This is a genomic window from Haematobacter sp., from assembly GCF_032102465.1.
In the GTDB taxonomy this organism is placed as follows: Bacteria; Pseudomonadota; Alphaproteobacteria; order Rhodobacterales; family Rhodobacteraceae; genus Haematobacter.
The window spans coordinates 29,238-42,027 of the sequence record NZ_DAMDHB010000033.1 but is presented as its reverse complement, the minus strand read 5'-3'; the positions used below and the strand labels follow the sequence as shown (position 1 = coordinate 42,027).

The following is a 12,790-nucleotide window of genomic DNA, read 5'->3' as shown; positions in this document are numbered from 1 at the left end:
CGGGATTACACCGTCGAAGGCGCTGAAATTACACCACGTGCGCGGACGCTAACCATGGCTTTGAAAATCAGCGGCTTGCTACCTGCTACAGGGAACAGGCCCTCACGCTGCACAATACATGCGGCAATGCAGCGGATTCAATGATCAGACAACCGGTAGCCCACGCCCGGTTCTGTGAAAATCCAGCGCGGGTCGGCGGCGTCATCGCCCAGCTTCGCGCGGAGGTTGCGGATATAGACCCGAAGATACTGGCTGTCCTCCGCATGCGCCGGCCCCCAGATCGCGCGGAGCGCCATCTCCTGCGTCACGAGCCTGCCGGCGTGGCTGGCCAGCAGCCACAGCAGATCGAACTCGCGCCGGGTGAGCCGGATGTCCACCTCCGCCAGCGACGCGCGATGCTCCGCCGCGTTGATCGTCAGCGGGCCGAGCGTCAGGATCGCGGGCGCGGCATCTCCCGCCCGGTCGCGCAGAAGGCCGCGAAGCCGCGCAAGCAGTTCGCCGGTGGAAAACGGTTTCGTCACGTAATCCTGCGCGCCCGCGTCCAGCGCGGCGATCTTGCCCGTCTCGTCGCTGCGCACGGAAAGGACCAGCACCGGCAATGCCGACCATTCCCGCACCGCGCGGAGCACGCTCACCCCATCCGCATCGGGCAGGCCGAGATCGAGGATCATCGCGGCGGGCGACTCCAGGGCCGCCTTGGCGATCCCTTCGCGCGCCGTCCCGGCCTCCGAGACGACATGGCCCTCCGCCTCCAGCGCCACACGGAGAAAGCGGCGGATCGGAGCCTCATCCTCCACGATCAGGATACGGGCGGGCCGGTTTTCCGTCATTGCGAGACCTCCGGGTTCCACAGCGGCAGTTGCATCACGATCCGGGTGCCGCGACCATCCGGCTCCACCGCCTCGGCGCGGATGGTGCCGCCATGCGCCTCGACGATGCCCTTGGCAATGGCCAGACCGAGACCGGTGCCTGCCTGTGCCCCATCGCCCTGGCCCGCGCGCCAGAACATGTCAAACACCCGCTCCGCCGCGCCGGGCGGCAACCCCGGACCATCGTCCTCCACCGTGAGGATCGCCCGCGCCCCTTCCGTCCACGCAGCGATGCGGATGGCAGCACCCTGCCCGGCATATTTGCGGGCATTGTCGAGGATGTTCACCAGCACCTGCTCGATCAGGATGGGGTCCACCTCCACCGCCGCCAGATCGGCGGGAATACGCACGGTAACCGGGTGGCCGCGAAGCGGAACGCGGAGCCGGTTGCGCGCGCTGCCCACCAGTTCGCGCAGATCGGTGGCGGCCGTCCGGGGCCGGAGCGCCCCATGGCCAAGCCGGGTCATGTCGAGCAGGTTCTGGATGTAACGGTCGAGCCGCTCACCTTCCTCCCGGATGGTGTCCACCAGCGTCTCGCGATCGTTCTCCGCCAGCCCCTGCCGCTCCAAGCCCTCCGCCGCTCCCAGAATCGAGACGAGCGGCGTTCTGAGATCATGGCTGACGGATGAGAGCAGCGACGACCGCAGACGCTCCGTTTCGCTCGCGAGCCGCGACTGCGCCAGATCGTCCGACAGGCGGATCCGTTCGAGCGCGAGCACAACCTGATCGGTCAGCGCCTCCAGAAGCCGCCGGTCTCCCGGACCGGTTTCCCGCCCGCCTGCGGGGGCTATCCCCATGACGCCAAGCCGCCGCTCCGGCGTGGAAAGCGGCAGGAAAAGCCAGCGGGAGGCGGGCAGCGTCGCCGAACCCCGCCCCGCGGGCTCGCCATGAGCGAAGGCGTAGCGCGCGGCGGAAAGCTCCCGCGCGCCCAGATGATCCTCCGGCGGAAAGGCGCCCGCCACTGCCAGCCCTCCGGTGTCATCGGCCAGGAGCAGGATCGTCTCCGCCTCCAGCACCCGCGCCACGTGGCTGACCGCCGCCCAGACGACATCATCGAAGGAGGCGGCGGAGGCGGCCTTGCGGGAGAAATCGTAGAGCTTGCGCGTCCGGTCCGCGATAGCCCGCTGCGCAATGGCGCGCGCCCGAAGGCGGGCGGCAAGATTGCCCGTCAACACCGAAGCGATGAGGAACAGCAGGAGCGTCAGAAACTGACCCCGATCCCAGATATGCAGGGTGAAGTAGGGCCGCGTGAAGAAGAAGTCATAGACCCCGAAGCTCAGCGCCGCCGTCACGATGGCGGGCCAGCGCCCGAACCGCGCCGCGACCGCCACCACCGCCGTCATGTAGATGAGCGGGAGGCTCAGCACCGGCACCCAGCGATCCGCCCCGAGCGCGATGACGGTCGCCGCCCCCACACCAAGGAGCGCGACAGCCCCCATGCGCGCCGCCTCGGGCGGATCCATGCGGAGCCTCCTGCGGTCAGGCCGCGCCCCCTCCGCATCGGCGACCAGCGTTATCTCGAATCCCGTTGCCGCACGGAGCAGCGCCGAGACCGTCGCCTCCCCGGGCCGCGCGAAAAGACGCCCCATCCCCGCCCGCTTTCCCGGACGCGGCAGGACGATGCGCCGGACGTTGTTGCGCTCCGCAAAATCGAGCACCTCCGCGGCGCCGGATCCGTCCACCTGAAGGACCGACACGTCCGCCCCCAGCCGCTCCGCCAGCCGCAGGGCCGCTGCCCCCTCCCGGCCGGGCGCGCGCGCCTCCTCCCGCAGGCTGATCAGCCCCAGCGCCAGCCACTCCGCCCGCGCCCGGTCGGCGGAGCGTTTCGCGGTGCGGATCGCGTCCCGCCCGTCCGCCCCTTCCGGCAGGACGACGAGAATACGGTCCTGCGCGGGCCACGGCCCGGTGATCGCGTTGGCCGCCATGTGCTGGCGAAGCTCCGCATCCACCCGGTCCGCAGCCGTGCGCATGGCAAGCTCGCGCAGCGCGGTAAGGTTGCCCTTGGCAAAGAAATTGCCGACGGCGCGCGCCGCCTGATCCGGCACATAGACCTTGCCCGCCCTCAGCCGTTCGATCAGCTCGTCAGGCGGCAGATCGACCAGCTCGATCTCATCCGCTTGCGCAAGCACCTGATCCGGCACCGTCTCCCGCACCCGGATGCCGGTGATGCGGGCGACGGTGTCGTTCAGCGTCTCCACATGCTGGACGTTCATGGTGGTATAGACGTCGATCCCCGCCGCCAGCACGTCCTGCACATCCTGCCAGCGTTTCTCATGCCGCCCGCCGGACAGGTTGGAATGGGCAAGCTCGTCTATCAACGCGAGCCCGGGGCGCCGTTCGATCAGGGCATCGACATCCATTTCCTGCAGGATGCGCCCGCCGTGCAGGACGGGGCGGCGGGGCAGTACCTCCAGCCCGCGCAGCATGGCCTCCGTCTCCCCGCGCCCATGGGTCTCAACGACGGCGACCAGCACACGAACGCCTTCGGCCGCGCGGTTCCGCGCGGCCTCCAGCATGGCATAGGTCTTGCCCACTCCCGGCGCGGCGCCAAGGAAGATCTTGAGCCTGCCCCGCCCCTCGCGTCGGGCCTCGGTCAGCAGGGCTTCGGGTTCGGGCCGCGGCGTATCGGGCATCGCTCTCCTCAACTGCCGGCAGCAGGCGCTATCCGGGCCACCGCGTCAAGGTCGAGGTTGACCAGGAGGACATTGACCCGCCGCTCCCCATAAAGGCCGAGCCAGCGTCCCTCCGTCCGGGCGGCGACGATGCGCAGCACCTCGCCTTCCGACATGCCCCGCGCCGCGGCGATGCGGCGCGCCTGACCCCGGGCATTCTCCGGCGAGACATGCGGATCCAGCCCCGAAGCGGAGGCGGTCAGCGCATCGGCTGGCACCGGGGAGCCGTTCGCCGCCTCCCACGCCGCCCGCCGGGCCGCGACCTGCTCCGCCAGCAGGGCGGAGGTCGGTCCGAGGTTGGAAGCGCCGCTCGGCATCGTCGCATGATCCACGGCGGAGGGCCGGGGTTGAAGATAGCCCGGATCGCTGAACGCCTGCGCGATGAGCGGCGAACCGACGGCCCGGCCATCCTGCAGGATCACGCTGCCCGCCGCACCCGACGGGTTGAGCACACCGCCGAGCCCCGTCACCGCCAGCGGATAGGCAATCCCGGTGAGCGCCGTCATGGCAAGAGTCATGGCCAGGGCCGGTCGAACAAGGGTAAACATCTGTCAATCCTCCGTTAAGCAAGGCCAAGCGCGGCGACGGCCATGTCGATGGCCTTGATCCCGACAAATGGCACGACAAGCCCGCCCAACCCGTAGAGCGCGAGGTTGCGGCGGAGCAGTGCCGCAGCGCTCGCAGGCACATACTTCACGCCGCGCAGCGCGAGCGGAATCAGCGCCACAAGGATCAGCGCGTTGAATATCACCGCTGACAGGATGGCGCTCCTCGGGCTGGCCAGAACCATGACGTTGAGCACCGCCAGCCCCGGATAGGCCGCGACGAACATCGCGGGCAGGATGGCGAAATACTTCGCCACGTCGTTCGCGATGGAGAAGGTCGTCAGCGCCCCCCGGCTGATGAGCAGCTGCTTGCCCACCATCACCACCTCGATGAGCTTGGTCGGATCGCTGTCGAGGTCGATCAGGTTCGCGGCCTCCTTGGCGGCGGGCGTGCCGGAATTCATCGCGACCCCCACATCCGCCTGCGCCAGCGCGGGCGCATCGTTGGAGCCGTCGCCGCACATGGCGACGAGCCGCCCGCCCGCCTGCTCCTTGCGGATGTAGTCGAGCTTCATCTCCGGCGTGGCTTCGGCGAGGAAGTCGTCCACCCCCGCCTCCGCGGCGATGGCGGCGGCCGTCAGCGGGTTGTCCCCGGTGATCATCACCGTGCGGATACCCATGGCGCGGAGTTCGGCGAACCGCTCCCTGACGCCGGGCTTGATCACGTCCTTGAGGTGAATCGCGCCGAGGATCCGCGCCCCGTCCGCGACCAGCAGCGGCGTGCCGCCGCTTCGCGCGATCTCCTCCACCCGCGCTCTCAACGCCGGGTCCGCCGCGATACCCGAGAACCGTTCCACCGCATCGACCGCCCCTTTGCGGAGCGTCCGTCCCGGCAGATCGACGCCCGACAACCGCGTCTGCGCGGAAAAGGCGACCGCCTCTCCCCCCTGCGGTGCCAGCCCGGCCACCCGCTTCCGCGCCAGATCGACGACCGACTTGCCCTCCGGTGTGTCGTCGGCGGAGGAGGCGAGGAATGCCGCCTCCGCCAGTTCCGCCTCCGTCACGCCCCGCGCCGGAATGAACGAATCCGCCATCCGGTTGCCGAAGGTGATCGTGCCGGTCTTGTCGAGCAGCAGCGTGTCCACATCGCCCGCCGCCTCCACCGCCCGGCCCGACTTGGCGATGACATTCGCACGCACCAGCCGGTCCATGCCCGCAATACCGATGGCGGAGACCAGCCCGCCGATCGTCGTCGGGATAAGCGTCACGAACAGCGCCGCCAGCGTGATGACCGGGATGACGATGCCCGAATAGCGCGCGAACGGCTCCAGCGTGACGACGACGAGCAGGAAGATCAGCGTCAGCCCGGCGAGCAGGATGTTCAACGCGATCTCGTTCGGTGTCCGCTGCCGCTCCGCCCCCTCCACCAGCGCGATCATCCGGTCGAGAAAGCTCTTGCCCGGCTCCGCCGTGATGCGGAGCACAAGCTCATCCGACACGATCCGCGTGCCCCCGGTGACGGAGGAGCGGTCGCCGCCGGACTCGCGGATCACCGGCGCGCTCTCTCCGGTGATGGCGCTTTCATCGACGGAGGCCACACCGCGCACCACCTCCGCATCGGTGGGGATCAGGTCGCCCGCGCGGACGAGCACCAGCTGACCGGCGCGGAGGCTGGCGGACGGCACCTCGCGGGGCGCGGGGTCATCTTCGCGCGTCAGCAGTTTCACCATCGTCTCCGCCTTGGTGGCCCGCAGCGCATCGGCCCGCGCCCGGCCCCTGCCCTCGGCCAGCGCCTCGGCGAAGTTGGCAAACAGCACGCAGAGCCAGAGCCAGAAGGCGATCTGAAGGCTCACCCCCGCCCCCGCCGCGCCCGAGATGAGGTCGCGCAGCGCCAGAACGGTGGTCAGCAGCGCCGTGACCGCCGTGGTAAAGATCACCGCATTGCCCATCAGGGCGCGGGGATCGAGTTTCAGGATGGCAGCCCTCAGCGCCGCCCTGTAAAGGCCGCTCCGGCCCGTTGCCGTGGACATGTCCGTCGTCCTTGTTGGGAGAGAAACGACCCCGGCCCGCCGGGGTCGCGAAGCTCAGAACGTCTGCCCGGCGATCAACGCCGTCTGTTCCGCGATGGGGCCGAGCGCCAGCACCGGGAAGAAGGTCAGCGCGCCGAGGATGGTCACCGTCAGCACGAGAAGCGTGACGAACAGCGGTCCATGCGTGGGAAAGGTGCCCGCCGTGACGGGGGCGGGTTGCTTTGCCGCCAGCGACCCCGCGATGGCCAGCATCGGCACGATGATCGCATAGCGCCCCAGGAGCATGAGCAGGCCGAGCGCCGTCGTCTGCCATTGGGTCGCCGCCCCCCAGCCTGCGAAGGCCGAGCCGTTGTTGCCCACCGCCGAGGAATAGGCATAGAGGATTTCCGACAGCCCGTGCGGTCCCGCGTCCTGCACGGAGGCGAGTGCCGCCGGAACGCTGGCAGAGATCGCGCCGCCGACCAGAATTCCCAGCGGCATGGAGAGGAAGGCCAGCATCGCCAGCGTCACCTCGCGCCCCTCGATCTTCCGGCCGAGGTATTCGGGCGTGCGCCCGACCATCAGCCCCGCCAGAAACACCGCCAGCACGACGTAGAGCAGCATCCCGTAAAGACCCGCGCCCACACCGCCGAAGATCACCTCGCCGATGGCCATGTTGACGATCGGCACAAGCCCGGAGAGCGGCATGAAACTGTCATGCATCGCGTTGACCGAGCCGTTGGAGGCCGCCGTCGTCACCTCTGCCCAGAGCGCCGAAAGCCCCGCGCCGAAGCGCAGCTCCTTGCCTTCCAGGTTGCCCGCCCCCGTCAGCGCGCTGCCCGCCGTCTCGCCCCACCAGATCACGGCGAGGCCCACGAGGAACATCACCCCCATGGCGGCAAAGATCGCCCAGCCCTGACGCGGATCCTTTGCCATGCGGCCGAACAGGAAGCAGAAGGCCACCGGCAGCAGCAGGATCGCCCAGCATTCCAGCATGTTGGTCAGGATCGTCGGGTTTTCCAGCGGATGCGCGGAGTTGACCCCGAAGAAACCGCCGCCATTGGTGCCAAGCTGCTTGATCGCGATCTGCGAGGCCGCGGGTCCAAGGGAGATCACCTGCTCCGCGCCTTCCAGCGTGGTGACATGCGTGGCCGTCTCCAGCGTCTGCGGCACGCCCTGCATGGCAAGGATCAGCGCCACGACGATCGACAGCGGCAGCAGGATGTAGAGCACCGAGCGGGTCATGTCCGTCCAGAAGTTGCCGAGCGCTCCGCCCTTCGGCCCGGTGAAGCCGCGGATCACGGCCACCCCCACCGCCATGCCCGTCGCGGCGGAGGTGAAGTTCTGCACCGTCAGCCCCGCCATCTGGCTGAAGTTGGAAAGCTGGGCCTCGCCCGAATAGGCCTGCCAGTTGGTATTGGTGACGAAGCTCACCGCCGTATTGAAGGCAAGGTCCGCCGACATGCCGACGACCCCGCCGGGGTTCAGCGGCAGCCAGAATTGCAGCCGCAGGATGGCATAGAGCAGGAGCAGCCCCAGCAGGTTGAAGGCCAGCACCGCCATGGCGTAGCCGCGCCAGCCCTGCCGCGTCTCCTCCCTGATTCCGGCGAGCCGGTAGAAGCCACGCTCCACCGGGGCCAGCAGCGGGGAGAGGAAGGTGCGCTCTCCTGCATAGACGCGGGCCATGACAATCGCCATGAGCCACCCTCCCAGCGTGAGCGCGGCGCAGAACAGGACGTATCCGATGATATCGTGCATCTCCGCCCCCTCAGAACCGGCCCGGTCGCAAGAGAGCGAGCAGCAGGAAGCAGAATATCCCCGCCGCAACGGCGAGGCCAAGGATCAGGTCGAACATCCAGCGCCTCACAACCGGTCGATGAGACGCACCGCACCGGCAAATGAGGCGAGGGCGCCAATGCCGAGGGTGAGGTAAATCAGGTCTGCCATAGCAGTTCTCCCGCAGGTTTCCTGCGAGAGATGTGCGGCTGAAGCCCGTCAAGCGGCTATGGGAGAATGGGTGGTTTCGCGTAAAGACGGCGTAAACGCGATACCGGCTCCGTGTGCAGGGGGCTCCACCCGCGCCACGGCGTGGGTCCGGTCGCCGCTCGCGGTTCCGCATCGGGGGAACCGGTCCCCTCCCCCGCCGTCCCGTGTCGGGGGTCCGCAGCGAACCGCCGCCTCGGCGGCCTTGGCAGGCTGCCGAAAAGACTTCCAGATCGGCATTGGCGCGAAGACAATCCGCCGAAATCCAGCCGGAAACCGGCACGTTCCGGCTGAGGCTCTGTCAAGATGCGGTTCCGGCACTGCGCCGGCGATTTCAGCTCCCTACAGTAGCACTTGTATCCGCATCTACTCGCGCAGATGGCCATATTCTGGCCTGACGGGGGAATTTTATTCTACGTCACTGTCATGGTGGCGAGTTTTGACACACCCTCGGCTCCTTCCGGGGCCGATTTCCAGAGCATGATGCTTCGGAGCTGTTTCCAGCCGCCTCTCCGGGGAAAGCCCGCTACGTCCGCCCCGCCCGCCAGGCCGCGAGCGACGGGGTGGCAAGGTCGAATGTCTCGCCCGAGCGGCAGTAGCCATGCCCGCCCATCCGGCCAAGCGCATCCAGCCCCACCGGATCGACATGCAGCCGCTCGTTCACGAGGGAGGAGCGGATGTGCAGCGCCACGACCTCTCCCAGCACGATGGCGCGGGATGGCCCGATCTCCAGCGTGATGTGGCGCCGACATTCCAGCGCGGCAGGGGCTTCCGCGATGAACGGGCTTTTGACATGCGTGCCCGGAAGCACCGTCAGCCCCGCCGCGGCCACCTCATCCTCGCCCGTGGGAAAGGCGACGGCGGTGGTGTTCATCGTCTCCAGGTTGGCGAAATCCACGATGTTCACCGTGAACTCCCCGGTCAGCCGGATATTGCGGGCCGTATCCTTCTGGCTCAGGTCGTCATGGTTCTCCACCCCGATGGCAAGGATGGCCGGATCGGCGGAGAGGACGTTGAAGAAGCTGAAGGGCGCGGCATTCACCCTTCCTTCCAGATCGACGGTGGTCACCCAGGCGATGGGGCGCGGCACCAAAGTGCCGATCAGCAGCTTGTAGCGCTCCTTCGGAGAAAGCGCGGCAAAGTCAAAGCGCGTGAACGCATCCGTACCGGCAGATGTCTCAGGCGACGTGTCGGAAGTCATACAGTCCATTTCCTACTCCGGGGCTTCGGCATAGCGGCTCAGGATCGCCGCGATATCGGCGACCTCATCGGTATCGACGCGGGCGCGATCCTCAACTGCATGCAAATGTGCGTCCATGATCCGCACGGCGGTCTCCCGATCCTGCACGCGCAGGGCGTCGATCAGACGGACATGTTCCTCGATCCCGCATTCCGCCGAATGGGGCCGCCCGAAGCGGGCAAGGATCAGCGATGAGCGGGACACGACGGTGTTGACGAAGTCGATGAGCAGACGGGACCCTGTCAGCTCGGCAAGAAGGATGTGGAACTCTCCCGACAGCCGGATGGAGCGGGGAGACGAGGCGCGGACCGCCCGCGCCTCCTCCCGCACATGGCTGGTCAGCGCGTCGATAGCATCCTTCGACATGCGGGTGCAGAGCCGGTCGATCACCTCCCGCTCCAGACAGCGGCGGAGGGCAAAGACCTCCTCCGCTTCCTCATAGGTCGGCATGGCGACGGACGCGCCACGATTGGGCTTCATGTCCACGATCCCCTCCGCCGCGAGCCGCATGAGCGCGTTCCGGGCCGAGGTCCGGCTCACCCCGAACGTCTCGCCGATCTGGTCTTCCGGCAGTTTCACGCCGGGTTTCAGCGCCTGCTCCAGGATTGCCCGCCGCAGGGAGGCGTAGATCGCATCGCTGCGGCTATGGCTGGTCGACATTTTGAATCCAGGATTTGTTTGCATACTCACGGTATGGCGCATGAATTGTCATGTCAATTATGGATACATTAATTTCTTGCTATTGTATGCAGTTTATAAAATTATCTTCGCATACATGAGAAGCGTAGAATCGCTCGATTCAATCAGGGAGTCCGTTGCGACATGTCCAGGCTGACCCGCCTCTTTCTCGCCAGCGCCGTTCTTGCTGGCCTTGCCCTGCCGGCTGCGGCGGAGACTACGCTCCGCTGGGCTGCGAGCCGCGACATCGGCTCGCTCGACCCCTATTCCTATGGCGACAGCTTCACGCTCGGCGTGCTGAACCACGTCTATGAGGGGCTCGTCCGCTACAACCGCGATCTGAAGATCGAACCGGCGCTCGCCACTTCATGGGAGATCGTCTCTCCCACCACGTGGCGCTTCACCCTTCGGCAGGGCGTGAAGTTCCATGACGGGCAGGATTTCACGGCCGAAGACGTGCAGGCCTCGCTGCTCCGCGCCACGGATCCGAAATCGCCGCTCCGCGGCAACATCCCCTCCTACAAGGCCTCCCGCGTGATCGACGATCATACGATCGAGATCGACGTGTCGGAAAACTACCCGCTCCTGCTGAACGATCTGACCACCATCACGATCTTCGACGCGGGCTGGCTGAAGGAGAACAATGCCGAAGCGCCCACCGATGTCGGCTCCGGCACCGAAGGCTACGCCACCTACCACACCAATGGCACCGGCCCGTTCAAGGTGGAAAGCCGCCAGCCCGACGCAAAGACCGTCTTCGTGAAATACGATGGCTGGTGGGACAAGGTGGAACACAACCTTGACCGGATCGAATTCACCCCCATCGCGTCGGACGCGACGCGCGTGGCGGCACTGCTGTCCGGGGATATCGACTTCACCGACAAGGCGCCCGTGCAGGACATTCCCCGGCTGGAGGCCTCACCCTCCGTCAAGCTTCTGGAAGGCACGGACCTGCGCACGGTGATGATCGGCTTTTCCCAGCGGGATGCCCTGCTCTCCGGTGCGCCGAACCCGATGAAAGATGTCCGCGTGCGCGAGGCGATGCAGATCGCCATCGACCTCGACCTGATCCAGAAGCGCGTGATGCGGGGCAAGAGCCGCACCGCGGGTGCGCTGGTCGCCCCGCAGATCCCGGGCTACGACGCCGCGCTCGATACGCCCGCCGCCTATGACCCGGACCGGGCCAAGGCCCTCCTGAAGGAAGCGGGTGCCGAAGGGTTCGAGTTCGACTTCAACTGCGCCGACACCCTCGTGAACGAGGAGCAGGTCTGTCAGGCCATCGCCTCCATGTGGTCGCGCGTCGGCTTGAAGCCGAAGCTCGACCAAGGGCCGCGCGCCGTGCAGACGCCCAAGCGGTCGGCGGGCAAGGTCGATGTCTATACGCTCGGCTGGGCCACGCTTCCCATGCTTGATGCATACAGCATGACAAGCCAGGTTCTGCATACGAAGGAAGGCTCGTTCGGCATCTTCAACTGGGGCGGATGGTCGGACAAGGAGTTCGACCGCGTGACCGAAGCCTCGGCCGTTGAACTGGATCAGCCGAAACGCCTCGCGATGAGCGCGGAAGCGCTGGGGATCGCGAAGAAGAACGTGCTGATGATCCCGCTGCACCAGCAGCCCCTTACCTGGGCGACCGGGGCGGATGTGGCGGAGCTGCCGCTCTTTGCCGACAACCTGCCGCGCCTCTGGCTGACCCGCAAGTAACCCATCCGCCAGTCAACCATCCGCCAGTGACCCATCCAAGGGTCACCTCTGCACCTCACACCATCGGCAGGACACGGCCATGCTCGTCTTTCTCGTCAAGCGTCTGGGCAATGCGATCCTCGTGATGCTGGCGGTCGCCTTCTGCGCCTTCATGATCTTCCGCTTCCTCGGCGATCCGGTGGAGATGATGGTCAACGAAAGCGCCACGCAGGTCGAACGGGACGAACTCCGCCAGCGGCTCGGGCTGGAGGATGACGTTCTCACCCAATACGCCCGTTTCGTCGTGAACGCGGCGCAGGGGGAGTTCGGCATGTCCTGGCGCAACCAGCAGGAGGTGATCTCCCTCATCGGCGAACGCTTCCCGGCGACGTTCGAGCTTGTGCTGATGGCCACGATCCTGTCGCTGGTCATCGGCATCCCGCTCGGCGTCTTCACCGCGATCGGCCGGGGCCGCTGGTGGGCGGAGGGGTTGCAGTTCACTTCCATCATCGGGGTGTCGCTGCCCTCCTTCATCGTGGGGATCCTGCTGATCCTGATCTTCTCCGTCACCCTCGGCTGGCTGCCGGGTTACGGGCGGGGGGATGTCGTGCAGCTCGGCTGGTGGTCCACCGGCTTTCTGACCCCCTCCGGCCGGGCGGCCCTGGTGCTGCCCGCGCTCTCCCTTTCGCTTTTCCAGATCACGCTGGTCATGCGGCTCGTCCGTGCGGAGATGCTGGAGGTTCTGCGCACCGACTTCATCAAGTTCGCCCGCGCCCGCGGCGTGCCCAAATGGTCGCTGTGGTTCCGCCATGGGCTGAAGAACTGCCTGATGCCTGTCATCACGCTGACGGCCATGCAGATCGGCAACCTCATCGCCTTCGCGCTGGTGACGGAGACGGTGTTCCAGTGGCCCGGCATGGGGATGCTGTTCATGCAGGCGGTGACCTTCGTCGATATTCCGGTGATGGCGGCGTATCTGTGCATCGTCTCCTTCATCTTCGTCGCGCTGAACACGGTGGTGGACATCGCCTATGCGCTGATCGATCCCCGCCTGCGCAACGCCTGATCCCCCTTGCCCGCGCCCTGTCCCGCCAGCACCCCCCGGAGCCTG

At 67.0% G+C, this 12,790-nt stretch carries 9 protein-coding genes; 2 read left to right on the top strand and 7 right to left on the bottom strand.

Annotation, left to right across the window (positions count from 1 at the left end; all coding sequences use genetic code 11):
• Window positions 1-137 precede the first annotated feature (137 nt).
• The 7 genes from RT513_RS16580 to RT513_RS16550 form a co-directional block, all read right to left on the bottom strand.
• The gene (locus tag RT513_RS16580) at window positions 138-830 is read right to left on the bottom strand and encodes a response regulator (protein WP_290686339.1); all 693 of its coding nucleotides are present in this window, start codon (window positions 828-830) and stop codon (window positions 138-140) included.
• Window positions 827-3,502 (bottom strand): sensor histidine kinase KdpD, encoded by a 2,676-nt coding sequence (locus tag RT513_RS16575; RefSeq protein ID WP_290686336.1) that lies wholly within the window; start codon window positions 3,500-3,502, stop codon window positions 827-829. Before RT513_RS16575 ends, RT513_RS16580 begins: the two co-directional genes overlap by 4 nt.
• A gap of 8 nt (window positions 3,503-3,510) precedes the next feature.
• Window positions 3,511-4,089 carry a potassium-transporting ATPase subunit KdpC gene (gene kdpC, locus RT513_RS16570; RefSeq protein WP_290686333.1) on the bottom strand — a complete coding sequence of 193 codons (579 nt, stop codon included), beginning with the start codon at window positions 4,087-4,089 and terminating at the stop codon, window positions 3,511-3,513.
• Between the two features lie 14 nt (window positions 4,090-4,103).
• Window positions 4,104-6,116, bottom strand: coding sequence for a potassium-transporting ATPase subunit KdpB (gene kdpB, locus RT513_RS16565; protein ID WP_290686330.1), 2,013 nt, complete (start codon window positions 6,114-6,116; stop codon window positions 4,104-4,106).
• 54 nt (window positions 6,117-6,170) lie between these two features.
• Window positions 6,171-7,853, bottom strand: a complete 1,683-nt coding sequence (gene kdpA, locus RT513_RS16560; protein ID WP_290686327.1) for a potassium-transporting ATPase subunit KdpA — start codon at window positions 7,851-7,853, stop codon at window positions 6,171-6,173.
• A gap of 751 nt (window positions 7,854-8,604) precedes the next feature.
• A complete protein-coding gene (locus tag RT513_RS16555; RefSeq protein WP_313534156.1) occupies window positions 8,605-9,288 on the bottom strand; it encodes a flavin reductase family protein in 684 nt (227 codons plus the stop codon).
• Between the two features lie 3 nt (window positions 9,289-9,291).
• Entirely contained in the window at window positions 9,292-9,978 is a 687-nt protein-coding gene (locus RT513_RS16550; RefSeq protein ID WP_088214504.1) for a GntR family transcriptional regulator, read from the bottom strand.
• 162 nt (window positions 9,979-10,140) lie between these two features.
• On the opposite strand from RT513_RS16550, the gene RT513_RS16545 reads away from it, so the two are divergent.
• Together RT513_RS16545 and RT513_RS16540 are read left to right on the top strand one after the other, a co-directional pair.
• Entirely contained in the window at window positions 10,141-11,700 is a 1,560-nt protein-coding gene (locus tag RT513_RS16545; protein ID WP_290686319.1) for an ABC transporter substrate-binding protein, read from the top strand.
• A gap of 79 nt (window positions 11,701-11,779) precedes the next feature.
• Window positions 11,780-12,745 (top strand): ABC transporter permease, encoded by a 966-nt coding sequence (locus RT513_RS16540; RefSeq protein ID WP_290686316.1) that lies wholly within the window; start codon window positions 11,780-11,782, stop codon window positions 12,743-12,745.
• Window positions 12,746-12,790 lie beyond the last annotated feature (45 nt).

Coding starts and splice junctions, on each gene's coding strand:
- RT513_RS16580 (WP_290686339.1), bottom strand. CDS start 830: ATGACGGAAAACCGGCCCGCCCGTATCCTGATCGTGGAGGATGAGGCT.
- RT513_RS16575 (WP_290686336.1), bottom strand. CDS start 3,502: ATGCCCGATACGCCGCGGCCCGAACCCGAAGCCCTGCTGACCGAGGCC.
- kdpC (WP_290686333.1), bottom strand. CDS start 4,089: ATGTTTACCCTTGTTCGACCGGCCCTGGCCATGACTCTTGCCATGACG.
- kdpB (WP_290686330.1), bottom strand. CDS start 6,116: ATGTCCACGGCAACGGGCCGGAGCGGCCTTTACAGGGCGGCGCTGAGG.
- kdpA (WP_290686327.1), bottom strand. CDS start 7,853: ATGCACGATATCATCGGATACGTCCTGTTCTGCGCCGCGCTCACGCTG.
- RT513_RS16555 (WP_313534156.1), bottom strand. CDS start 9,288: ATGGACTGTATGACTTCCGACACGTCGCCTGAGACATCTGCCGGTACG.
- RT513_RS16550 (WP_088214504.1), bottom strand. CDS start 9,978: ATGTCGACCAGCCATAGCCGCAGCGATGCGATCTACGCCTCCCTGCGG.
- RT513_RS16545 (WP_290686319.1), top strand. CDS start 10,141: ATGTCCAGGCTGACCCGCCTCTTTCTCGCCAGCGCCGTTCTTGCTGGC.
- RT513_RS16540 (WP_290686316.1), top strand. CDS start 11,780: ATGCTCGTCTTTCTCGTCAAGCGTCTGGGCAATGCGATCCTCGTGATG.